Annotated in this window: 15 protein-coding genes; 12 read left to right on the plus strand and 3 right to left on the minus strand. The window is 53.9% G+C overall.

Going from position 1 to position 24542, the window contains the following annotated elements; all coding sequences use genetic code 11:
- Positions 1 to 230: 230 nt before the first annotated feature.
- The 3 genes from ACFO1S_RS26250 (at position 231) to ACFO1S_RS26260 (ending at position 6302) form a co-directional block, all read left to right on the plus strand.
- A complete protein-coding gene (locus ACFO1S_RS26250; protein WP_204604140.1) occupies positions 231 to 836 on the plus strand; it encodes a pentapeptide repeat-containing protein in 606 nt (201 codons plus the stop codon).
- Positions 837 to 1137: 301 nt separating this feature from the next.
- On the plus strand, positions 1138 to 4239 hold the full coding sequence (locus ACFO1S_RS26255; protein WP_378127857.1) for a hybrid sensor histidine kinase/response regulator: 3102 nt from the start codon (positions 1138 to 1140) through the stop codon (positions 4237 to 4239).
- A 281-nt stretch (positions 4240 to 4520) separates the two neighbouring features.
- The gene (locus ACFO1S_RS26260; protein WP_378127858.1) at positions 4521 to 6302 is read left to right on the plus strand and encodes a cellulase family glycosylhydrolase; all 1782 of its coding nucleotides are present in this window, start codon (positions 4521 to 4523) and stop codon (positions 6300 to 6302) included.
- A gap of 102 nt (positions 6303 to 6404) precedes the next feature.
- Here the strand turns inward: ACFO1S_RS26260 and ACFO1S_RS26265 are convergent, their stop codons facing one another.
- Genes ACFO1S_RS26265 through ACFO1S_RS26275 form a run of 3 tightly spaced genes read right to left on the minus strand, consistent with a single transcriptional unit; the run spans position 6405 to position 8153 of the window.
- Positions 6405 to 7064: a formylglycine-generating enzyme family protein gene (locus ACFO1S_RS26265; RefSeq protein WP_204604226.1), complete on the minus strand. Its 660-nt coding sequence runs from the start codon at positions 7062 to 7064 to the stop codon at positions 6405 to 6407.
- Between the two features lie 50 nt (positions 7065 to 7114).
- Entirely contained in the window at positions 7115 to 7480 is a 366-nt protein-coding gene (locus ACFO1S_RS26270) for a DUF4180 domain-containing protein (RefSeq protein ID WP_204604141.1), read from the minus strand.
- A 13-nt stretch (positions 7481 to 7493) separates the two neighbouring features.
- On the minus strand, positions 7494 to 8153 hold the full coding sequence (locus tag ACFO1S_RS26275) for a TetR/AcrR family transcriptional regulator (RefSeq protein ID WP_204604142.1): 660 nt from the start codon (positions 8151 to 8153) through the stop codon (positions 7494 to 7496).
- Between the two features lie 221 nt (positions 8154 to 8374).
- Here ACFO1S_RS26275 and ACFO1S_RS26280 point away from each other — a divergent pair, with 221 nt between their 5' ends.
- The 9 genes from ACFO1S_RS26280 to ACFO1S_RS26320 all read left to right on the plus strand — a co-directional run bounded on the left by ACFO1S_RS26280 (position 8375) and on the right by ACFO1S_RS26320 (position 24426).
- Positions 8375 to 11482 (plus strand): ATP-binding protein, encoded by a 3108-nt coding sequence (locus ACFO1S_RS26280; RefSeq protein WP_204604143.1) that lies wholly within the window; start codon positions 8375 to 8377, stop codon positions 11480 to 11482.
- Positions 11483 to 11718: 236 nt separating this feature from the next.
- Positions 11719 to 12234, plus strand: coding sequence for a GNAT family N-acetyltransferase (locus ACFO1S_RS26285; protein ID WP_204604144.1), 516 nt, complete (start codon positions 11719 to 11721; stop codon positions 12232 to 12234).
- Entirely contained in the window at positions 12227 to 12745 is a 519-nt protein-coding gene (locus tag ACFO1S_RS26290) for a phage tail protein (RefSeq protein ID WP_204604145.1), read from the plus strand. The genes ACFO1S_RS26285 and ACFO1S_RS26290 overlap by 8 nt, the downstream gene beginning before the upstream one ends.
- A 75-nt stretch (positions 12746 to 12820) precedes the next feature.
- Positions 12821 to 13318, plus strand: coding sequence for a phage tail protein (locus tag ACFO1S_RS26295; RefSeq protein ID WP_204604146.1), 498 nt, complete (start codon positions 12821 to 12823; stop codon positions 13316 to 13318).
- Positions 13319 to 13331: 13 nt separating this feature from the next.
- Positions 13332 to 13856, plus strand: a complete 525-nt coding sequence (locus ACFO1S_RS26300; RefSeq protein WP_204604147.1) for a phage tail protein — start codon at positions 13332 to 13334, stop codon at positions 13854 to 13856.
- A 78-nt stretch (positions 13857 to 13934) separates the two neighbouring features.
- Positions 13935 to 19472 (plus strand): S-layer homology domain-containing protein, encoded by a 5538-nt coding sequence (locus ACFO1S_RS26305; RefSeq protein WP_378127860.1) that lies wholly within the window; start codon positions 13935 to 13937, stop codon positions 19470 to 19472.
- 366 nt (positions 19473 to 19838) lie between these two features.
- Positions 19839 to 22202 (plus strand): GH36-type glycosyl hydrolase domain-containing protein, encoded by a 2364-nt coding sequence (locus ACFO1S_RS26310; protein WP_204604149.1) that lies wholly within the window; start codon positions 19839 to 19841, stop codon positions 22200 to 22202.
- 246 nt (positions 22203 to 22448) lie between these two features.
- Positions 22449 to 23591 carry an asparaginase gene (locus tag ACFO1S_RS26315; protein ID WP_204604150.1) on the plus strand — a complete coding sequence of 381 codons (1143 nt, stop codon included), beginning with the start codon at positions 22449 to 22451 and terminating at the stop codon, positions 23589 to 23591.
- Between the two features lie 253 nt (positions 23592 to 23844).
- Positions 23845 to 24426 carry an NAD(P)H-dependent oxidoreductase gene (locus ACFO1S_RS26320; protein WP_204604151.1) on the plus strand — a complete coding sequence of 194 codons (582 nt, stop codon included), beginning with the start codon at positions 23845 to 23847 and terminating at the stop codon, positions 24424 to 24426.
- Positions 24427 to 24542 lie beyond the last annotated feature (116 nt).

The raw sequence follows: 24542 nt of genomic DNA on the forward strand, positions 1-24542 counted from the left end.
TTAAAGGGTGTAAATAGTGCTGATAGACCTCTAGTCCCGAGCATTCGCATTTACCGCCCAGGCTTAGCGGCATGGCAATCGAGCAGGTCGTTCAACCTTCAATGACATCGGTTAGTTTTTTTATTTTGGCATTTAAAATAATGACATAATGCTGTCAACATTCTGTGTGGTAAGTTGGAAGGTGCTAACGGCATTGACGTTATTTTATTGCGGGCAGGAGGCTGGTTGAATTGTACCAATATCAGGATCAGACCTATCAGGAGGTTCAATTTGAAGGTCGGGATTTGCGCTACGGCGAACTCATTCGCTGCACCTTTAACAGATGTACATTCATGAACGCTTCCATGGAGGAAATGGCCACCGCCAATTGCCGTTTCGTCGAATGCAGCTTTCGCGGAGCGGCTTTGAACGGTTCCGTTCATACAGAGAGCGCCTTTGAAAACTGTAATTTCAACGGCGCCAATCTCTTTGTGTCCAAATTCACCGCGTGCAAGATGACCGGCTCGGATTTTTCAGGCGCTCAGATGGACGGCATAACAATCGATCAGGGGGATTGGGCATATACGAATCTAAGACACGCCAGATTAGGGAAACAGGTGTTCAGAGGAGTTCGCTTTCTGGAGGCTGACTTCACGGAGGCGAATTTGGAAAAGGCCGATCTAAGAGATTGCGACCTGACCCGGGTCTCGTTCAGCAAAGCGAAGCTGCAGGGGGCGGATCTTCGCGGCGCGAGCTTGGAGGGAGTCGATTTGAAGGGCCTTGATGTGAAGGGCGTGCGAATGGACGCCGGGCAAGCCGTTCTTTTCCTGCGATCCTATGGGGCGCGAGTAGATTAATTCGATCGTACGAATGAGTGTTACGCCTTCAGCGCAGACATAACCGCGAAGCCTTGCAGCTACGCGGTTATGTCTGTTTTTTTACGTCCCTCTCCTCCCGAACGGGGGATATTTTTTTGAGAGGAATAGCGATATATTATGCCTGGATAGCTCTTGTTAGGCGAGCTGTAAGAAAAATTTCAGATCAGAATTGTATAGTAAAAGAGGACTATCATGATTGTCCCAACTTTAGTTAAATCTTGAATCATCTTGCTATTGGATAGAGAGCAGCGGAGTAACCAAGTCAAGGAGTCAGATCATTTTGTCTAATCAGATACAATGGATCGGAAAATGGAAAATACCTATTCTAGTCATTCTATTTGTATTGGTTCTTTCGGGCGTGCGCATGGCATGGATCTCTTATTTCGATAAGCCGGATCAGCCTTATGCGGTGAACGGAGAATTGGATTTGCGGGACTGGACGGGCTTGGAGAAAGAAACGATTACGCTGGATGGACAGTGGGCGTTTTATTCCCACGAATGGCTGCCTGGCAACGAGCCCGAACGTGAGCCGTCGATTTCCCGAATGATTCCGGTACCGGGAAGCTGGAATGCTTATGTGCAGCCGGAAGAGGAAAGCTCGTTCGGGTACGGCTCTTATCGGCTGCGAATTCTCGTCGATCCGGAGCTCGATGCGACCTTCAGCATTCGCGTGTCCAGCGTTCGGAGCTCGTCGGCGCTGTATGTCAATGGGCGATTGCTGGCCAAGTCGGGAGAGCCTGGGGACAGCGAGAAGACGTATGTCGCAATGAATCTTCCTTATACGGCATCGTTCTCGGCCAATGGTCAGGGCGTAATCGAGGTGATCGTCCAGGCGGCCAATTATATAGACATTCGAGAAGGCGGCATTGTCCGGTCCATCAAGTTCGGAACGGAACAGGCGATTGCAAGGGAGACGCAGCTATCCGTCTCTATGCAGCAATTGGCCGCCGTCGTATTTCTGATTCATGCCGTGTATGCTCTTATCTTATATCTGATGGGAACCCGCGAGAAGCGATTGCTTTACTTCGCTCTGCTCACCGCCGGCGCCATGGTGATGGATTCTCTGGGCAGCGAAGAGAAATTATTGCATCAGTATCTCTCCATCGGCTATGACTGGGGTTTTAAGCTCGTCCATTTTTCGATGGTTGCCATTGCTTACGCCCTGCTCCAGTGCGTGGCGCATAAGCTGCCCGCCTTTTGGAGCAAAGTATCGCCCGGATATTCCTTGATATGCGGGGGCGCGGCCTTGTTGGCATTGCTCCTTCCTGCCCAGCAAGTGTTGATGCTGCAGCCTTTATTCGGCAGCCTTATCTCGTTATCCGTTCTCGTTACCATTTTCTCCATGCTGCGTATTTCCTTGAAGGATATCCAAGATAACCTGCTTTTGCTGTTCTCTCTTCTGGCGTTCACGAGCAACTTCGTTTGGTGGAGCATTCTAGTGGCTATGGGGATTAAGGGGGTTTATTATCCCTTCGATCTGATCGTTTCAACCGCTTGTTATGCGTCCGTGTGGTTCAAGCATTATTTTCAGGTGCATGCGGAGACGAAGAGTCTGGCCGCGAAGCTGCAGCGGGCGGACAAGATGAAGGATCAATTTCTTGCCAATACGTCCCACGAGCTGCGGAATCCGCTTCACGGAATTCTTAACATTTCGCAAGGCGTGCTGGAGAGGGAGCGGTACTCGCTGAAGGGCGACAGCGTCAAGGATTTGGAGGTCGTCCTGTCCGTAGGGCGCCGCATGTCTCTGATCCTGAACGATCTGCTGGATACGATGAGGCTGAAGGAGAATGCGCCGCGGCTGCATTACAGCAACTTCTCCATTCACTCTATCGCGACGGGAGTGCTGGATATGCTTCTTTCCATGAGGGAAGGAACGCCGGTAAGGCTTGTCAACGAGATCCCGGACAATTTCCCTATGGTGTACGCAGACGAGAACAGGGTCATCCAGATCGTATTCAATCTGTTGCATAATGCGGTGAAATACACGAACGAAGGCGAAGTGGCCATTCGGGCTCAAGTGAAGGAGGGACTAGCTCACATTGCGATCGTGGATACGGGAATCGGCATGGACGAGGAAACGATCAGGCGAGTATTCGAGCCTTATGAGCAGGCCAGCCCGGATAAGACGATGGTCGAAGGAGGCTTCGGTCTGGGACTCAGCATTAGCAAACAGCTGGTAGAGCTGCACGGCGAGACGCTGCAGGTGAGCTCGGTTCCCGGACAAGGGTCGGAGTTCGTCTTCACCTTGCGGATTGCCGATCCTGCTCCTATGCAAGGAGAAGCCCAGCCAAGCATTCCTGCTACGATAGGATTAGCGGAAGCGGCCGCTGCCACGACCGGCTTGTCCCGGGATTCCCTTCTTCAACTGCAAGTGCAGCAGAGGGGAGCATTCGTTGATCGTCCCAGAATTCTGCTCGTGGATGACGACCCTGTAAATCTTAAAGTGCTCGAATCGATTCTGTCCACAGAGCCCTACAATATGATGTCGGTAACAAGCGGAAAACAGGCGTTAGAGGTGCTGGACAACCAAGAGTGGGATCTGATCATATCGGACGTGATGATGCCGCAGATGTCCGGTTACGAGCTGACGCGCAAGATTCGCGATCGGTTTACGATCTCGGAGCTTCCGATCTTGCTTCTTACCGCAAGAAGCCAGGCCGAGGACATCGTTTACGGGTTTTTGGCGGGAGCCAACGAATACGTGACCAAGCCGGTAGAGGCAGTTGTGCTGAGATCCCGAGTGAAGGCGTTAACCGATGTCAAGAAATCCGTGCGGGAACGGCTGCGGATCGAGGCGGCATGGCTTCAAGCGCAGATCCAGCCGCATTTCTTGTTTAATACCCTGACCGCAATCCGAGCTCTAAGCGAAATCGATTTGAGTCGAATGCGCAATATGCTCGAAGCCTTCGGAAACTACTTGAGAGACAAATTCAAGCTTCATAACATCGACGAGCCTGTCCCTGTCGAAGACGAATTGAGCGCTGTCCGCGCTTATCTGTATATCGAACAGGAAAGATATGAGGATCGGCTTCGAGTCGTTTGGGAGATTGACGAGTGCAACGACCTGAAAATTCCGTTGCTTACGATTCAGCCTTTAGTTGAAAATTCGATCAGGCACGGCATCATGAAACGACGGAGCGGAGGGAAGATCACGATCCGCATTTCCAGCTTCGAGACCCATGCGGAGATTTCAGTGAAGGACGACGGCGTCGGAATGGATGAGCGATTGCTGCAACGGACCTCCGACAAGCCTTCCGACTCGTGCTCGACGGTTGGTCTGATCAATACGGATCTTCGATTAAAGCGCCGTTACGGAAAAGGGCTCCAAATCAAGAGCAGACTTGGGTATGGAACCACAATCTCTTTTATCGTATATAAGTAACTATAAGCCAAGGGCCCTCTCACGAGACGGCCCTTGGCTATTTGGGCTGTTATTTTCATTTTAATGTGCATTTGGTATCCAATTGTTATTTAAATATAGCTAAAATTTGGCTAATAATATATGATGATGTTAGTCTAACCTGATCAATACGGTTATCTACTCATGGGGAAAGAGACATCTACGATTGAGGATAGACAACGGATGCAACTTGTTGGAAAGGAGGTGAGCCCAATAAAGTAAGCGCTCACCTAAGGGTGGAATTTATTAAACGGAGGTATCGGATGATGAATGGGCAAGCATTAGTTAGATTCAGGAAACAAATTGCGGCCATTTTGGCGCTGGTGATGATTTCTGCGTACTATACGCCTGTCTCGCCGGTCTCGGCAGCGGGCGTGCCTGTGAAAGGCTTCTATGTAAGCGGCACTACGCTGTACGACGCGACGGGCAAGCCGTTTGTGATGAGGGGTGTCAACCATGCGCATACCTGGTATAAAAACGATCTGGCTGCAGCCATTCCGGCTATTGCCGCAACCGGATCGAATACGGTGAGGATCGTTCTTTCCAATGGCGTCCAATGGACGAGAGACGACCTCGCCTCGGTACAAAATATCATCGCGCTTTGCGAGCAGTACAAACTGATTGCCATGCTTGAAGTGCACGATGCCACGGGCAGCGACAATGCCTCGGCACTGAACGGCGCGGTCGACTACTGGATCAGCATTAAGGATGCGTTGATCGGCAAGGAGGACCGGGTTATCGTCAACATTGCCAACGAATGGCACGGCTCCTGGGGGACGACAGGCTGGGCCAGCGCGTATCAGGCGGCCATTCCCGCGCTTCGCAACGCAGGGATCAAAAATACGCTTGTCGTCGATGCGGCGGGCTGGGGGCAATATCCGACTTCCATCTTTACCAGCGGATTATCGGTATTCAATACGGATACGCTCCGAAACACGATCTTCTCGATTCATATGTATGAATACGCGGGAGGCAACGCGGCTACGGTTCAAAGCAACATCGATAACGCGTTAGCCATTGGAGTGCCTGTCATTATCGGGGAGTTCGGTCATCTTCATTCCGGCGGCGATGTAGATGAGGCCACGATTATGAGCTATTCCCAGCAGAAGGGCGTGGGCTGGCTGGCATGGTCCTGGTATGGCAACAGCGGGGGAGTGGAGTATCTAGACTTGGCCAACGGTCCGGGGGGCGGGCTTAAGCCTTGGGGCGAGACGGTCGTGAACGGAACTTACGGCACGAAGGCGACCTCTCAACTCAACGGCATCTATACGACTCCGGGCTATCAGCCTGTACCGGATACGACAGTCACGGTTCCGTCGGCTCCTGCGGGGCTCGCGGCGACGGCGGGCAATGCACAGGCAGCCTTAAGCTGGAGCGTATCGGCGGGGGCTGCCAGCTATACGGTGAAGCGCTCGACAACAAGCGGCGGTCCCTATACGACGATCGCGACGGGTTTGTCCGGAACCAGCTATACGGATACGGGACTAACCAACGGCACGACTTATTATTATGTGGTTAGCGCGACGAATAGCGCAGGCTCCAGCGCCAACTCCGCCCAGGTCAGCGCGCTTCCGCAGACGACCACGACGCCGACAGGCAATCTGGTGCTGCAGTATAAGGCGGGAGACACGAATGCGACCGACAACCAGATCAAGCCCTTCTTCAATATTAAGAATAACGGCACTTCGGCGGTCAGTCTGAGTCAGCTGAAAATTCGCTACTATTTCACCAAAGACGGCAATCAGGCGCTGGACTCCTGGATCGATTGGGCGCAAGTCGGCGGAGCCAACATTCAACGGACATTCGGAAGCGCTTCGGGCACCAACGCCGATACCTATGTCGAGCTTACTTTCACGTCGGGAGCGGGCTCCATTCCGGCGGGAGGGCAGAGCGGGGACATTCAACTGCGCATCTCCAAGACGGATTGGACCAACTTCAACGAGGCCAACGACTATTCCTTCGATCCGGGCAAAACGTCTTACGCCGACTGGAGCAAAGTGACCTTGTATCAGAACGGCGCAAAGGTATGGGGAACTGAGCCCTGATTCTGTATGAAGCGCAAGAAAGGGCTGCCCTATAAGGCAGCCCTTGGCTATCGAATGAGTGGGATATGAGGCCTTCCGGCTGCTGCCGGAAGGCTGCATTCATTAGCCCAGCGACTGCGGGGAACTACGGGCAAGGCGGAAGCCCAAGTCGTCTATCCCGAAGGAGGGATGGCTGCGGCGACGGCACGAGGCGCCGCAGCCCCTAGCCTCTTCCGCCCAACTGCCGCCGCGAAAAATGCGATAAGGGCCGTAGACCTCCGGGTCGTATACATCCCAACACCACTCCCACACATTTCCCAGCATGTCGTACAGTCCCCAGGCGTTGGGCTCTTTTTCGCCGACTCCATGAATATGGCCGGATGAATTGCCCTGATACCAGGCGATCCGTTCCAGGTCCCCGTATCGGTATCCTGCAACTCCCGCTTTACAAGCATATTGCCACTCCGCTTCCGAAGGGAGACGATAGCCGTCTGCATCAAGATTGCAGCGAATGTCTTCGCCGTCATTGCGGAACTCGTAATACTCCTGTAATCCCGTCTTATGCGACAGCAGGTTACAGAAGCATACAGCCTCGTTCCAGGAAATGTGTACGACCGGTTGGCGAGCAGCGTCGGCAGAAGGTGGAGATTTGCCCGTTGCCGCGCAGTACAGCTCATACGTTACGGGAAACGAGCCAAGAAGGAAGGAAGAGAGCCTGACGCTCCATTCGCGGCGCGTTCGATCGTCTCTTAGCCCGACTTCCCCAGCCGGGATGCGGATCATCGGATAATCGACCGACAGTATTTGTTCATTGGTCAAGCGGACCCCTCCCGTTAAACCTTGCTTAATCGATCCGCAGCCTGCTGCTCGTCCGGCAAGAAAAACAGATCCTTGCCTTCATTGCTCTCGCGGATGAAATCTTGCAGGCTTTTGCTCTCATATATGGAAAAATCGCCAACGATAGCCACCTTCACCCGGTAATTTATGAATTTCTGACTGACCGCTCCCGCCAGCCCCGATCTCAGGTTGAAGAATTCCTCGGCGATTGCGGCTTTATCTAGCAGAATCCGCTCGCATAGAGTTTCATAACCGACAGTGCCAATCAAATCCAGCACGGACTGAACGTCCGTTATCAGAATCTCAGTGCTCCTTATACGAGCAATCTTTACGTTATTTGCAGTTATCGTCGTAATTTGCATTTCGAATCTCCCTTCATGTGCGCTCATTACTGAGCCTGGCGATATAATCCTCGCAAATGTATCGATTATCCTGTTGATTCAGCGTCGGAATCTGCGCCACCCGAAAGAAGCTGAGCCCGACAACCATGGCGAGCAAGCCGTAGGCGGCGCTGGGGGAATCCTGCACCTTCATCTGTCCGGTCAGGTTGCCATAGTCGAAGATCTTCACAATGCCCTGAATGTCCTGCTGATATCCCGAGGATACAACCTCCTGCAGGCGGGGATCCAGCGCCGCTTTGGAGAAGAAGTGAAGAAAAAGCCTGGCCTGATCTTCATGGGGAATGTGCATCTGATCCGGGCCTTCCAGCGGGGAGACGTTAATCGCCCCTTGCGGCTCGTCCGTGTGGGCAGGGAGAATATGCTTCAGGGTCAGATCGAGCATTTCTCCCGCCTTCAGGGTGCTGCGAATTTCGGAATGGATCTTCAGCCCGTAGTAAGCCAGGAATGCCCTGAAAGCCTCGATCACCAGAGTGTCCTTGCTCTTAAAGTAATAAGTGACTACGCCTTTGGAGCAACAGGCATATTCGGCCACCTTATCCAGAGTCATGCCCTCGATTCCATGCGCGCTAATACACATTAGCGTGGCGTTGAGGACAGCTGCGCGACGATGGGGTTCCGCGCCAACCTTGGGCATTCGCTCACCTCGATGGTTGATTTCTTTTTTATACTGAACAGTCGGAATAAATAAAATTTATTCGAATCGGTCTCCGCTGTCAAGGCATCTCATCGTTCTTTTTTCGCATGATCGCAATTGAACTTTTGGATTTGCCTAAGGTATACTCTTCATAATCTTGAAGATTTAGCCGAGACCGGGTTTCTTTCATCGGCGCTTCATGACATTAAGGAGCGGATTATGTGCTCAAGAAAGCGATATTCGTCTGTCTGATCGGGTTAGCTACGTTCGCTCTCATCCCCCTGTCCATCCTCATGGATAGCGATAAGCCGGGAAACGAGCTGCAGGTTAGAGAGGGGGTAATGGACCTCTCGGCTTGGCATTACGACTCTGATAAGGTCATTAAGCTGGACGGCGAGTGGGAGTTTTACTGGAATCAATTGCTGACCCCCGCATCCTTCGAATTCTCCGGCGATGCGCGGTTATCTCCGAATGCGTATATGAAGGTCCCCTCTTCGTGGAACGGAGTTGTTGTGGACGGTCGGCCACTGCCTGTAAAAGGCGCCGCAACCTACAGAGCCGTTCTGAAGAACGTGCCGATCAGCGGCGTATTGGCGTTGAAGAAAAACAACATCCGCTTTTCAAGCGTCATCTATGTCAACGGCGAGAAGCTTCTGGAGGATGGACGGCCTTCGCTGGAGGCTGACTCCTATACGTCGGGCAACGTACCCGGGCTCGGACTGTTCGACTCCCGGTCGGATGAAGTGGAAATTATCATTCAAGTAGCCAATTACGATTATATTAACTCCGGCATTCCGATTTCTCTTTATTTCGGCGATCATGAGACGCTGCTGCAGGATCAGCAGCAAAGCCGGACACAGGAATTCAGCGCAACGGTCATATTGGGCACGTTGGCCGTCATCTATTTCGTATGCTTCGTCGCGGCAGCCTTCTATCGGAAGATGGACTATTCCCTGCTCGTTTTTTCGATCGTTTGTCTGTTATACGCCGTCTATAACGGCTTAATCGGCGAACGCCCGCTGCTGCTGTACTTGCCCGAGATCTCGTTCGAAACGATGTACAAGCTGAAGGATATTTCATCTATTGCCAGCTTTATCGGGCTCTCCCTCTTTTTCTATCAATTGAAGAGAGGGCTGATTTCGCTGCGGGCTTTAGGGGTTATCGCGGCTGTGTTAGGCACAGGCCTTCTCTTGCTCGCAATCGTCCCCAACACAGCTTACGTTTGGATTCAGACTTTCCTTATCGTCTTCTACCAACTGCTGATTATCTGGCTGCTCGTCCGAGTCGCGAAGCTGTATCTGAACAGCGTCCGGGTGGAGCGATTTAAGTCGTTTTTGCTGTTCATGGCCATTCTTTGCATTAATTTATATTCCCTCAATCTGATTTTGTTCGCATCGGCATCTCCGATAAATCTGTGGGTAGGGCAGGTGTATCTCTTGCTGCTTAACCTCACGATTATGCTACTGGTCGTTCTGAGATTCTTCGAAGCGTATCAAACGATAGATGAGATGAAAAACAAGCTGCTTGAGATGGACAAGATTAAAGACGATTTCCTGTCGAATACCTCCCATGAGCTGAAGACGCCGCTGAACGCGATTGTGAACATTACAGAGTCGTTGCTGAAGGGAGCAGAGGGAAAACTGTCGGACAGGCAAGCGCATAATCTCGCCATTGTGACGGGCAGCGGCAGGAGACTCACGCATCTGGTCGGCGAGCTGCTGGATTACTCGAAGATGAAGCATGGCAATATTGCCTTATATAGAAGTAGCCTCGATCTTAAATCCGCTGTTGATTCGGTCATCCGGGTTCATCTGTTTCTGCTTGACGGCAAGCCCATTACGCTTCTAAATCTCATAGGAGACAAGATGCCCGCAGTCTATGCAGACTCCAATCGGCTGCTTCAAATCTTGCACAATCTGATTGGCAACGCGATTAAGTTTACCGATCAAGGCCGAATAGAGATCAGCGCGAGGGCAATCCATGACAGGGCTGAGGTTCGAATAAGAGATACGGGGATCGGGGTTCCTGCGCATCTGCATGAGACGATCTTCCAATCCTTCGAGCAAGCGGAGACCGGGCCCAGCCGCAACCGCGGCGGAACGGGGCTCGGACTGAGCATTACGAAGAGGCTCGTGGAGCTTCAGGGCGGAACGATTCATGTGACCTCCAGACCCGGGGACGGCTCGGTATTCACGTTCACGCTTCCTTTATCGGGGAAGGCTCCGAAGCCGGTCGGAGAATGGATAAATACGAATACGCCATCCCTGTCGCAAGCGGTTTTGCCTTATACGAGTTATCCGGTGTTCATCGAAGGGAGCAAGAAAGAGCCGATTCTGATCGTGGATGACGATTATGCCAATCTTCAATCGATGATTAATCTGTTCAAGCTGGAGGACTATTCTATCGTTGTGGTGAACCGCGGACAGTTGGCGTTGAACGCGCTCGCGGAGCAGCCGAATTTCTTCCTGATTATTCTGGACATTATGATGCCCGATATGTCGGGCTACGAGGTGCTGGCCAAGGTAAGGGAGCGCTTCTCGCCCTTCGAATTGCCCGTTCTGATGCTGACTGCCAAGAACAGGGAGGTCGATATCAAGCTATCTCTGGAGCAGGGCGCCAACGATGTGGTCGGCAAGCCCTTCGAGGCCGAGGAGCTTCTGGCGCGGGTCAGGAGCTTGATGAGGCTGAAGGCATCGGTCAAGCAGGCGAAGGACGCGGAGATCGATTTTTTGCGTTCGCAGATCAAGCCTCACTTTCTATACAATGCGCTTAACTCGATAGCCGAGCTCTGTGTAGTCGAGCCGCAGCAGGCCGAGGAATTAACGATTCAGCTTTCCAAGTACCTGCGCAGCAGCTTTGATTTCGAGCATCTGGATTACCTCTCGACGATTAAGGACGAATTGGAGCTGGTGCAGGCTTACGTCAGCATCGAAAAGGCGCGTTTCGGCGCCAGATTGCAGGTGGAGTACGTAGTGGATGCCGATCTGCATATCCGAATTCCGCAGCTGGTGCTTCAGCCGCTGGTGGAAAATGCGATTCGGCACGGGCTCATGTCGAATCTTCACGGGGGAAAGGTCGTTATTGCCATTAAGCAACGGAATGCCGTGGTCAGCTTTGTCGTTGAGGATAATGGCTGCGGCATGAATGAGAGCAAGCGGAGCTCCCTGCTGCTCCCGGGGAGGGAGAAGAAGGGCGTGGGGCTGTGGAACATCAGTCAGCGTATTATGCTTCTATACGGACGAGGCGTTGAGATTCAGAGCGCGGAAGGCCAGGGCACCAGAGTCTCCTTCGACATTGCCGTTCATCAATTGAAGCAAACCGGAGGATGATCGGGCGAATCGCCTCCCGATCGTTGCAGGAACCTTGAACAAGACGTTCAGGGTTCCTTTCTTGTTTATTCTTTGTTTAGAGTTGGCTTGTATACTGGATGGAAGATCATGGATTGCAAACAGGAGGCTGGCAGATTAAAGATCAACAGGATGAACAACGCAGTTGGCGCAGGAAATACGAGCACTTCCATAATAACGAGTTGCAGAAATCTAACCTGATCTAAGGAGTTTTCCCGATGCGGTATACGGTAAAGAGCGCGACAACGGAGGATGGGCCTTTTCTTGAGGCTTTGTACCAGAATTCGCGCTGGGAGGAGGTGAGGGCTTGGGGGTGGGACCCGCAGCAGGCCGAAGCCTTCCTTAGGCTGCAATGGCTGGCTAAGCGGCAGTCCTACGCGATGCAGTATCCGCACGCCGAGTATCGTCTGGTGACGGTCAACGATTCGGCGGCGGGCGCTTATTTGCTGAACGAGGAGCCGTGGCAAATACGAATTGTGGATATTGCTTTCATGCAGCTTTACCGGAATAGAGGATTAGGAACCCTTCTGCTGAAAGCCTTGCAGCAGGAGGCCAAGCAACGGGAGGCGGATTTGCTGCTTTCCGTCCAGACGCATAACCCGGCACGCAGGCTGTACGAGCGGCTGGGCTTTAAGGAAACAGGCTGCGATGACGCAGGTATGTACTTGTCGATGCGCTGGAATTACGAGTCCGGTTACCAGACCGCTAAGTCGAAGGAGGATAACGATGAGTGATCAATATGTAGGGGAAATTCGAATGTTTGCCGGGGCGTATGCGCCTGAGGGATGGGCACTATGCGACGGCCAGATCCTCAACATCAAGGAGTATCAGATTCTATACACTGTACTCGGCACTACCTATGGGGGAGATGGAAAGACGACATTCGCCCTTCCGGATCTGCGGGGCCGCTTGCCGATACATATAAGTCACCCCTATCCATTAGGCGCATCAGGCGGGACCGAGACGGTGACTCTCCTTACAAGTCAACTGCCGGTTCATACCCATCTCCCCTTGGCCAGCACGCTGCCGAACACGGATGCGACGGCTAAGGATTCCCCTGAAGGAGCTTTTTGGGGGAATACGAAAGGGATTACCAATTATCTGGAAAACCCAACTCTTAATGCGGCGATGAATTCGGCGGCGGTATCCAGCGTAGGGGGCAACATGGCGCATGAGAACCTGATGCCTTATATGGTTATCAGTTTTATTATCAGCACGCAAGGGATTTTTCCAAGCGCTGGATAGCTCTATTAAAGCAATCGAATCTATTTGAAGCCCGACAAAGGCTCCAATGAACATACAAGAGGAGGAGTTTATAAGATGGCTGAACCATTTTTAGGCGAAATCAGATCCTTTGCATTCGGTATGGTTCCAAAAGGCTGGATGTTATGTGATGGGGCTCTTCTTCCTGTTAAAACCAATCAAGCCCTATTTGCCGTTCTTAGCACAACTTATGGCGGCGATGGTACAACGACCTTCGCCCTGCCCAATCTGCAGGGGAGAACGCCCATTAGCGCGAACGCCCAATTTAAGCTAGGCATAGCGGGCGGAGAGGAATCGCACGTGCTAACCGTATCGGAAATGCCGCAGCACACCCATACGGCATCAGGGAGCTCGAATACGGCCACGGCGGTCACGCCTGCCGGCAACGTCTGGGCGAAGACATCCCCCAACTCGTATAATTCCTCCGCCAATGTAACCATGGCGCCTCAAGCCATAAGTTCAACCGGAGCCAGTGCCGCCCATGCGAATATGCAGCCTTATTTGGCCTTATCGTACTGTATCGCAGTTACAGGCATCTTCCCATCTAAGCATTAGGAGGAATCAGACTATGGATCCGTATGTTGGAGAAATCAGATTGTTCTCAGGAAATTATGCTCCCTATGGTTGGGCGTTGTGCGACGGAACGGAACTGCCTATCATGAAAAACAGCGCATTGTTCGGCGTGATCGGCTTTCTTTATGGAGGCGACGGAAAAACCACCTTTAAGCTGCCGAATTTGAACGGGATGGCTCCGATGCATCAAGGGACGGGGCCGGGGCTAACGCCACGGATGGTTGGCAAGAGCGGCGGAGAGTCAGCGGTTACGTTAACGGAGGGGCAAATGCCGGTGCATACGCATATTCCTCAAGGCACCAAAACGACTGCGGGCGGGGGTGAGCATCCGACGAACGCCGTGTGGGCAAGCGAAAGCGCCATCGGCAAAAAACCGTACGGAACCCCTCCCAATGTCGCGATGCATCCGCAGGCGCTAAGCGTGCAAGGGGGGAACCAGCCTCACAACAACATGCAGCCTTACTTGCCGCTAACCTTTATCATTGCCATGGAAGGCGTATTTCCGGTGAAATCGTCGTAAGTCTACCGAGAGAGTCAAAATGGAAGTCCCGGATACGAGGCTGAGAACGGCGATGAAATGTAATGGAGGAGAGTAACAATGAAATCGATTTCGACAATGCTGGTTTGCATCATGCTGGTATCCATGGGGCTTCCATTCGTCGGCATAGAGAAAGTCTATGCGGCGAATGAGATCATCAAGGTAAAAGATATTGACTACCTGGAGATCAAAACGGTGGGGGGTGGAGCGCCGCAAAAATTAAATGTTGACGGAGAAGTGAGTTTGTTTGGCATTAGCGCCTCGGAGGATTACAGGGTTGCTTTTAAATTTCCGATTCAGGCCGGAAGAACGATCGTGTCGGCCAAATTGGGAATTGCGAGCGGAAATGATATTTCTACAACTGTAATGAAGGTGGCCTTAGGCAATAGCGATAGCTGGACAACAAGCTCTGCAGCTTCCAGCTTTCCCAGTGTAAGAGCAGGCTCGGAGAAGCAGTTCGCGAACTCGAACTTTCCAGAACTGCAATATACGGAATTCGATGTGCTGGATTTACTTACGGCCGAAGCTCTGGCTACGGGGAATGCCGATCAGGTTTCGATCATTTTGCACGGAGCCAATACGCTAGTTAGTATTGCTAATAGCACTCAAGCAGATGGAGAATACTCTCCCTATCTAACAATCGAGTATGGCGCTGCGGCGCCTTCGGATACAACTGCGCCATTGCTTGTTAGCGCAATCAGAGACAGCAATACCAGAATTACGGTAGGGCTGGATGAGGCTGCGGCTGCAGCGGGGCTGAATAAAGCCAATGACGGCGGGTTTACGGTTGAGGAAGCAGGCAACCCCGCCATTACATATGCAGTTACTTCTATCGCGCCGGGTATGGATGCGATGCACGTGGTATTAACGGTAAACGATATGGAGCGCTCGGGCAAAGAGGGGGTCACGGTTAAATATACCGCCGGAGGCAACGGTACGATTGCCGACAGTGCAGGCAACGCCTTGGCGACGAACGCGACCGGACTTGGCGTAGCGGCATGGGATGTGACCGCGCCGACGCTTACAAGCAGCAGCGCCGTGTCGGCAGGCAATGTCTACGTCGACCTGACGTTCAGCGAAGGCGTGTACGGCGATTCGGCGGGCACGACAGGGCTAGGTGCAGGCAGCTTGGAGATTGCGAATTTTGCCGCCAACGGCGGAACGGCGACAGGCGTCGCGATAACGTCCGTGAAGCGTGCGGATGCGACGACCGAAGCGGCGGCGACGGCGCTGGCGGGAGGCGAGACGACAGTGCGCGTGTTCCTGAGCGTCACGGGAACGCCAAGCGGTACGGAGACGTTCGAGGTGAAGGCAGCCAGTGCAGCGTCGATCTATGACCTGGCGGGCAATGCGTCCCCGGCGAGTCTGACCACCGGCGCGAAGACGCTGCAGGATTTGCAGCCGCCCGCACTGGCTGGCGTGCAGCGCGACAGCGACACGCAACTGACGGTGGAACTGAGCAAGGCCGTTACGTCAGCGAGCGCAACGAAGGCGAACAACGGCGGCTTTACGGTAACGGAGACGGGCAATGCTGGCATCATGTATACGGTAAGCGAGATTGAGCTGGGAACAGATCCGAAGCAAGTCGTGCTGACCGTTGCCAACCTGGGACGCTCGGCTAAAGAAGGCGTGACGGTAACGTACACCGCCGGAGGCAACGGCACGATTGCCGATAGCACAGGCAACGCCTTGGCGACGAATGCAACCGGACTTGACGTAACGGCGTGGGACGTGACCGCACCAACGCTTTCGAGCAGCAGCGCCGTGTCGGCAGGCAACGTCTACGTCGACCTGACGTTCAGCGAAGGCGTGTATGGCAACGCGGCAGGCACGACAGGGCTGAGCGCAGGCAGCTTGACGATTGCGAATTTCGCCGCTAATGGCGGAACGGCGACAGGTGTCGCGATAACGTCCGTGAAGCGTGCGGATGCGACGACCGAAGCGGCGGCGACGGCGCTGGCGGGAGGCGAAACGACGGTGCGCGTGTTCCTGAGCGTCACGGGAACGCCAAGCGGTTCGGAGACGTTTGAGGTAAAAGCGGCCAGCGCAGCGTCGATCCATGACCTGGCGGGCAATGCGTCCCCGGCAAGTCTGACCACCGGCGCGAAGACGCTGCAGGATCTGCAGCCGCCCGCACTGGCTAGCGTTCAGCGCGACAGCGACACGCAACTGACGGTGGAGCTGAGCAAGGCCGTTACGCCAGCGAGCGCAACGAAGATGAACAATGGTGGGTTTACGGTAACGGAGACGGGCAATGCTGGCATCACGTATACGGTAAGCGAGATTGAGCTGGGAACGGATGCGAAGCAAGTTGTGCTGACCGTTGCCAACCTCGGACGCTCGGCTAAAGAAGGCGTAACGGTAACGTACGCCGCTGGAGGCAACGGCACGATTGCCGATAGCGCAGGCAACGCCTTGGCGACGGATGCGACCGGACTCGGCGTAGCCGCGTGGGATGTGACCGCACCGACGCTTTCGAGCAGCAGCGACGTGTCGGCGGGCAACGTCTACGTCGACCTGACATTCAGCGAAGGCGTGTATGGCGATGCCGCGGGCACAACGGGGCTGAGCGCAGGCGGCTTGGAGATTGCGAATTTCACCGCCAACGGCGGAACGGCGACAGGTGTCGCGATCACGTCCGTGAAGCGTGCGGATGCGACGACCGAAGCGGCGGCGACGGCGCTGGCGGGAGGCGAGACGACAGTACGCGTGTTCCTGAGCGTCACGGGAACGCCAAGCGGTACGGAGACGTTCGAGGTGAAGGCAGCAAGCGCGACGTCGATCCATGACCTTGCGGGTAATGCGTCCCCGGCCAGTCTGGCGACCGGCGCGAAGACGCTGCAGGATCTGCAGCCGCCCGCACTGGCTGGCGTTCAGCGCGACAGCGACACGCAACTGACGGTGGAGTTGAGCAAGGCCGTTACGTCAGCGAGCGCAACGAAGGCGAACAATGGTGGGTTCACGGTAACGGAGACGGGCAACGCTGGCGTCACCTATGCAGTCACTTCTATTGAGCTGGGAACAGATCCGAAGCAAGTCGTGCTGACCGTTGCGAACCTCGGACGCTCGGCGAAAGAAGGCGTGACGGTAACGTACACCTCTGGAGGAAACGGCACGATTGCCGACAGCGCAGGTAACGCCTTGGCGACGAATGCGACCGGACTCGACGTAGCGGCATGGGATGTGACCGCACCGACGCTTACAAGCAGCAGCGCCGTGTCGGCGAGCAACGTCTACGTCGACCTGACGTTTAGCGAAGGCGTGTATGGCAACGCGGCGGGCACGACGGGGCTGAGCGCAGGCAGCTTGGAGATTGCGAATTTCACCGCCAACGGCGGGACGGCGACAGGTGTGGCGATCACGTCCGTGAAGCGTGCGGATGCGACGACCGAAGCGGCGGCGACAGCGCTGGCGGGAGGCGAGACGACAGTACGCGTGTTCCTGAGCGTCACGGGAACGCCAAGCGGTACGGAGACGTTCGAGGTGAAGGCAGCAAGCGCAGCGTCGATCCATGACCTGGCGGGCAATGCGTCTCCGGCGAGTCTGACCACCGGCGCGAAGACGCTGCAGGATCTGCAGCCGCCTGCGCTGGCTGGCGTGCAACGCGATAGCGACACGCAACTGACGGTGGAGCTGAGCAAGGCCGTTACGTCAGCGAGCGCAACGAAGATGAACAATGGTGGGTTCACGGTAACGGAGACGGGCAACGCTGGCGTCACCTATGCAGTCACTTCTATTGAGCTGGGAACGGATGCGAAGCAAGTCGTGCTGACCGTTGCGAACCTCGGACGCTCGGCGAAAGAAGGCGTGACGGTAACGTACACTGCCGGAGGCAACGGCACAATTGTCGATAGCGCAGGCAACGCCTTGGCGACGGATGCGATCGGACTTGGCGTAGCCGCATGGGATGTGACGGCGCCGACAATCGTGTCGGCCTTGTTGGCCAGCGGCAACGCCTATGTGGACCTGACGTTCAGCGAAGGCGTGTACGGAGATGCGGCAGGCAGCCTGCCGCTGTCGAAAGAGTTGCTCAGCCTCATTTTCGAAGCCAATGGGGGTGGAGTGAGCGCGTTAAATCTGGCAGCCATTGCGAAAAACGATGCTGCGACGAGCGGTGCCGCCAGTCCGCTGACGGGCGGAGAAACGATCATTAGGGTGTTTCTGCAAGCGACGGGAGTCGCGAAAGGCGTGGAAACGGTCGTCATCAAGCCAACGGACGGAGCCTCTATCTACGATGCGGCAGGAAACCCCGCAGCAGCGAGCCAACAGACGGCAGTCCTGAGGCTGTTCAATTTGCAGCCTCCTGGCGGAAACTCCGGCGGCAGTCCCGGAGGCGGCGCGCCAGCGACGAGCGAAGACGGGATAGCGATTATCGTCAACGGCGTCGTTCAGGAAAAAGTCGGATCGGCTAAGATCGAAAGCACCAACAACGAGAAGTCGACAACCGTTATTGTTGACGAGCAGAAGCTCAGAGATAAAATGGCCGATGCTGGCTCTGGAGCTATCATTACGATTCCGGTTACTAACGGCTCCAATAAGGTGACGAGCGTGCTGAGCGCCCACATGGTCAAGCAGATGCAGGACGCGAGCGCAGTGCTGGTCGTTCAAACCGAGCGGCTTCGGTATACGATTCCGGCAGGTCAATTGCAGGTAGGTTCTATTTTGGAGCGACTAGGAGCACAGCAAGCCCCGAAAGAGGTTGCGATAGAAGTGGTCGTTCGGGAAGCGCCTGCAAGCGAAGCTAAAGTCGTTAAACCGACTGCTCATGAAACGCAGGTTGGGCCAACGTTCGATTTCGATATTTATGCGGTGTATCAAGGCAAGCGGATCGACCTGAAGTCATTCACCCGGTATGTGGAACGGTCGATCGCTCTGCCTGCTGGCCTCGACCCGAACAAAATTACGACGGGCGTCGTAGTTTCGGCGAATGGCAAGCCGCTGCATGTACCGACGCGCGTCGAGCGCATCGACAGCCAGTATTACGCTACGATTAACAGCTTGACGAACAGTTCTTATACTTTGATTTATAATGAAAAAACCTTCGCGGACATTAGCGGACATTGGTCCCGGGAGAGCGTGGAGGATATGGCCTCCAGACTGATCGTCAGCGGGGTCAACGACAATCAGTTCAGACCGGACGCGGCGATTACGCGCGCCGAATTTATCGCCATTGCCGTTCGTGCGCTGGGGTTGCACGAGGCGAGCGGCGCAGGAAGCTTCAAGGATGTGAAGACCTCGGACTGGTTCTACGATGTCGTGAGCATCGGTACCTCTTACGGTTTGATCAAAGGCTATGAGGATGGCTCCTTTAAGCCGCAGCAGTCGATTACGCGGGAAGAAGCCATGGTCATTATGCAACGAATCATGCCGATCGTCCAATTGCAAAGCTCGCTTGCCCCAGAGAAGCAACGCAGTCTACTGGCTGCCTTCGCGGACGGCGATCAGCTTGGCCAGTGGGCGCGCGAGGCAGGAGCGCTTGCGGTTGAGAGTGACTTGATGAAAGGCTATGGAGAGAAACTGCTTCCGAAGCAGTTAATTACGCGCGCGGAAACGGCGACGATTATGCAGCGGCTTCTGAAAAAAGCGAAACTGATCTAACTCATCTAAAGCTGTCAGGCTGCTTAGCGGCCGACAGCTTTTCTTTGTTTTCTTGGCTTGCAATACCGATTTCGTGTTGGCGAAGAACGGCGATCAGTATTATAATTTCCATGAAGCATATGATGGCTTGCTGGCAGGAGTTCGCATGTGAGCGGCGATTGGCTCGGGCGTTCCTTAAAGATGCAAGCTTCGGGAATGAAGTAAAACGTTTTCCGTAAATTGATATTCAAGAAATCGCCGACCTTGTCCAACAAAGAAAGCGAAGCCGATTTCTTGCTGCCAGTCCCGAAGAAAGCCGAGCGGGTTGATCTGAATGAATATTTTCCCTGATTTGTAATTAAAGTGATAAGGAATTGAGGTGCAGCAATGATCACAGCAACAGAAGATAACGAATACTACGAGCTGACAAGTCCAACCGCGCTGCCTAAGGCTTCGGGGTTCTTGTGGAACGAGAAAATGATGATCCATATGAACTGTCGAGGCTACGCGGTAGCGCAATATATGCAGCCGGAACCGGCCAAATATTCCCATGCCCCCAATCTGGAAGCCAAGACGTTCATGCAGCCGGAGCAGCCTTACTACGCGCACCATCCCGGCCGTTTCCTCTATGTTAAGGACGAAGAGAGCGGAGAGATTTTTTCCGCGCCGTATGAGCCGGTTCGGGCGCTTCCGGAGCAGTACACGTTTGCCGTGGGGAAGCACGATATTTTATGGAAAATCAGGAACCGGGACATTTTAATTGAAATGAGCTTGAGCCTGCCGAAAGACGATACCATGGAGCTGTGGCGGGTGAAGGTGACAAACCTGTCGCCGAACAGACGGAAGCTCAGCCTCTACCCATACTATACTGTCGGGTATATGTCCTGGATGAACCAGTCGGGAGAGTACAACGAACAGCTGCAAGGGATCGTCTGCTCCTCCATCACGCCCTATCAGAAGTATCAGGATTACAGCAAGGTGAAGGAAATGAACGACAAGACCTTCCTGTTGGCGGATCGTCGGCCTGCCGCATGGGAAGTGAACCATGAAGCGTTCGAAGGAGAGGGCGGCATTGCATCGCCTTCGGCGATTCATAGGGAAGAACTGGCCAAGGGCGAGGCTCGCTACGAGACGCCGGTTGCCGTGCTGCAATATCGTCTCGATCTGGAGCCCGGCGCAGAGGAGAGCTATCGGTTTCTGTTCGGCCCAGCGCATAATGAGGAGCAGATCGCGGGGATCAAGCAAAAGTACTTCGGCGGAGAGGATGGCTTTGCCGCGGCTGAACGGGAATATGAGGAGTACGTGGCAGAGGGCCGAGGTTGCATCGAAATCGCAACCCCCGATGCCGATCTCGATAATTTCGTGAACCATTGGCTGCCTAGGCAGATGTACTATCACGGCAAGACGAACCGTCTAACAACGGACCCTCAAACCCGGAATTACCTGCAGGACAACATGGGGATGAGCTATATTGCCCCCGATATAGCCAGGAATGCGTTCCTGACGGCGCTAAGCCAGCAAGAGGCCAGCGGCGAGATGCCTGACGGCATTATTTTGCATAAGGATGCCGAACTGAAATACATTAACCAGGTTCCGCATACCGATCATTGCATCTGGCTGCCCGTCTGCCTGAGTACTTATCTGGACGAAACGAACGATTACAGCTTGCTGGAGGAGACGGTTCCCTATGTCGGCGGCAAGGAATCGGGTACGGTGCGGGAGCATGTCGATCGGGCGATGAATTGGCTGATCCAAGCCAGGGACGAGCGGGGCTTGAACTATATCAATCAAGGCGATTGGTGCGATCCGATGAATATGGTCGGCCCCAAAGGCAAGGGCGTATCGGGGTGGCTGACGATCGCTACGGCCTACGCTTTCTCAACCTGGGCGGACATTTGCGAGAGGAGCGGCAAGCCCGAGGTTGCCCGGCAATACCGCCTAGCGGCGGAGGAGACCAATGCGGTCGCGAACGAATACCTATGGGACGGCGAATGGTATGCCAGAGGCATTACGGATGACAATGTCCTATTCGGAATCAGCACGGATAAGGAAGGCCGGATTTTCCTGAATCCTCAAGGCTGGGCGCTTATGAGCGGAGCTGCGGACGAAACGAAGCGCAAGAAGCTTATTCAGACGGTCGCCGAGCAATTGGAATCCCCATACGGAGTAGAGAAGCTTGCTCCCTCCTATACTTCGATGCGCGAGGATGTAGGTCGGGTTACGCAGAAGCATCCGGGAAGCGCGGAGAACGGGGCGGTCTATAACCATGCGGCGGCGTTCTATATCTATGCCCTCTACCTGACCGGGGAGCAAGAAAATGCTTTTCGCCTGCTTCGCAAAATGATTCCGGGACCGGATGCGGAGGATATTCTCAGAAGGGGTCAACTGCCCGTGTTTATTCCGAACTATTATCGGGGAGCGTATAGGCAGTATCCGAAGACAGCCGGGCGCTCCAGCCATCTGTTCAATACCGGAACGGTGCCGTGGGTGTACCGCAGTCTTATTGACGGATTGTTCGGGCTGCAAGGCACTCCCGAGGGAATTCGGGTTCGTCCGCAGCTTCCTGCCGAGTGGCAGAAGGCCGCGGTCAAACGGAGGTTTAGAGGCGCGGAGCTGAAGGTGACGTTCAAGCGGGAGCCGGAGGTCAAAGCCGTAGAGGTGTACCTCGACGGCATACTCGCGGAGAACGGATTGATCAAGGACATGCAAGCGGGAACGGCCTATGAGGTGCTGGTGAAAATTCCGCAATAGTCATTTCCCGAAAGGGGCTTCTTCATATCGCAAGCATTTTGCGACGGAAGAAGCTTCTTTGTTTATAGCGCTATATTCAATATTTGTGTAATGTTTATGTCATATATCAAGAGGTTTTATAAAGATAATCTTAATCTTGTGATAAATATACGTAAATTATATGTTAAATAATATAACAAAAACTATTGAAAATAGGCGGTGTATCCATTACGATAAATCTGTACTTACACACCTAGGAGGTTGCTCATGGTCAAAAAACGTTTGCTAGGGGTTATGCTTGCTGCTCTTGTCGTAATTACATCCAGCTTTCAATTGCCTTACTTCAGTCAGGAGGCCAAGGCGGCCAGCGTCAAAAAACTGCCGAACATTACGATAGTGGGCATGGGAGGAACCATTACAAGCACGGCCCTTGGACGCGATTTGTTTCAATCCTACGGTCCGGATAAGGTCTCGATTCAAGAGATTCTGGATCGGCTTAAGCCGGAAATTTCTGCAATCGCGAATGTTAAGGTAGAGGAGCTATATAATATCAGCTCGGCTCAAACGACCTCCGAGCATCTATACAATCTTAGCCTTGCGATTGACAAGCAATTGGCGGACAAAAACGTCGATGCGGTTATCGTAAACGCGGGAACGAACATTATGGAGGAGCTTGCGTACTGGACCGATCTGACGGTTCAGAGCCAGAAGCCCGTTATCTTTACAGGATCGATGAGACAATCCAATACGTTCTCGTTTGACGGAGAGGCAAATTTGTTTAACGCTATCAGGTTGGCCGCAAGCGGAGAAACCACCTGCTACGGAACGGTATTGCTGATGAACGACGAGTTCTTCGCTGCCCGCGAAGTGACGAAGACGGACGCGCTTCGCCTCGATACGTTCGACGGAGGCCGCTACGGCGCACTGGGAACGGTGGATGAGAATCGTATTCGCAGCGTGAGAGCGCCGGCACGCGTAATGGCTTGCGGCAAGGAAGCGTGGAAAACGCCGTTTGATCTGAGCAAGATCAAGCCAGCGGATCTGGCCAAGGTCGAAATCGTATACAGCTATACGGAAGCAAGCGGAGTGCCGATCAAGGCGCTGGCCGATGCGGGAATCGACGGTATCGTAACTGCGGGTCACGGTGCGGGAGGCATCTCCACCGAGCAAGCGGCTGCCAGAAAAGAAGCGATCGACAAAGGCGTCGTCTTCGTAAGCGCGACGCGGGCGGGTTCGGGCGCCGTATACGATACGGGAGCTCCCGGCATTATCGGAGCAGCGGATTTGCTGCCGCAGAAAGCCAGAATTCTGCTTCAATTGGGGCTCACTTTCTCCGATGATCCCGAGAAGGTGAGAACCTGGTTCAAGAGCATCGGCGTGCCTGAATTCAATATGGCTCAGTATCGGTAATCGGCAAGACAGACCGCTTTAGGCGGAATTTCAGCCCTCGCGCCTCCTTCAAATGGAGATGTCGGGGGCTTTTTTTACGATACAGGTTTTATAAGTTTCACGCTTATCCTTCTCTGAATCGTCTCCGCAAAGCTTCTCCGGCTGTCGGAGGACGCCGAAGGCGTTTTTGCTTGGAATCGCGCAATGGATTGAGCGGCTTTTGGAGAAGCTACAAATGAACGGACCAACTCAAAATCACTGGAGGATCATGAGGATGAACCATCTAATCGTCTACGCGCACCCGAGCTCGGAGAGCTTTAATCACGCCGTTCTGGACACAACCGTAAGCACCTTGAAGGAAAAGGGCCATCAAGTGACGGTCCGCGATTTGTACACGCTTGGCTTCCAGCCGGTGCTGAAGCCGGAGGATACGGCTGCGCTGAGAGCCGGTCAGACTCCGTCGGATATTAAAATCGAACAGGAGCATATCGCTCAAGCTGACGCGATTACTTTCATCTATCCGATCTGGTGGACGGGCATGCCGGCAATTCTTAAGGGCTACATCGATCGCGTGTTTTCTTACGGGTTTGCATACGCCTACGGCGAGACGGGCATCGACAAACTTCTGTCCGGAAAAAAAGGCCTTATCATCAATACGCACGGCACGCCCAAAGAAATCTATGACCAGATCGGAATGACCGAGGGTCTTAAAGTTACCTCGGATATCGGTATTCTCGAATTTACCGGCATCGAGCCTGTAGACCATCTGCTCTTTGGCAGCGTACCCAGTGTAGGGGAAGAGGCGCTTAAGGCGAATCTCAAGCAGGTGCAAGACAAAGTCGCTTCCTTGTTCTAGGTTCATATCGGGTACATAAGGCCGGGAAAATCGTTTCCCGCGCCTTATTTGCATTGTGCGAATTATCGCTTCAATTTATATTGGCCGGCTCTTTGGACTTGCGGGCAGTTGACGAG

The organism is Cohnella boryungensis (assembly GCF_042651945.1).
GTDB classification, from domain to species: Bacteria; Bacillota; Bacilli; order Paenibacillales; family Paenibacillaceae; genus Cohnella; species Cohnella boryungensis.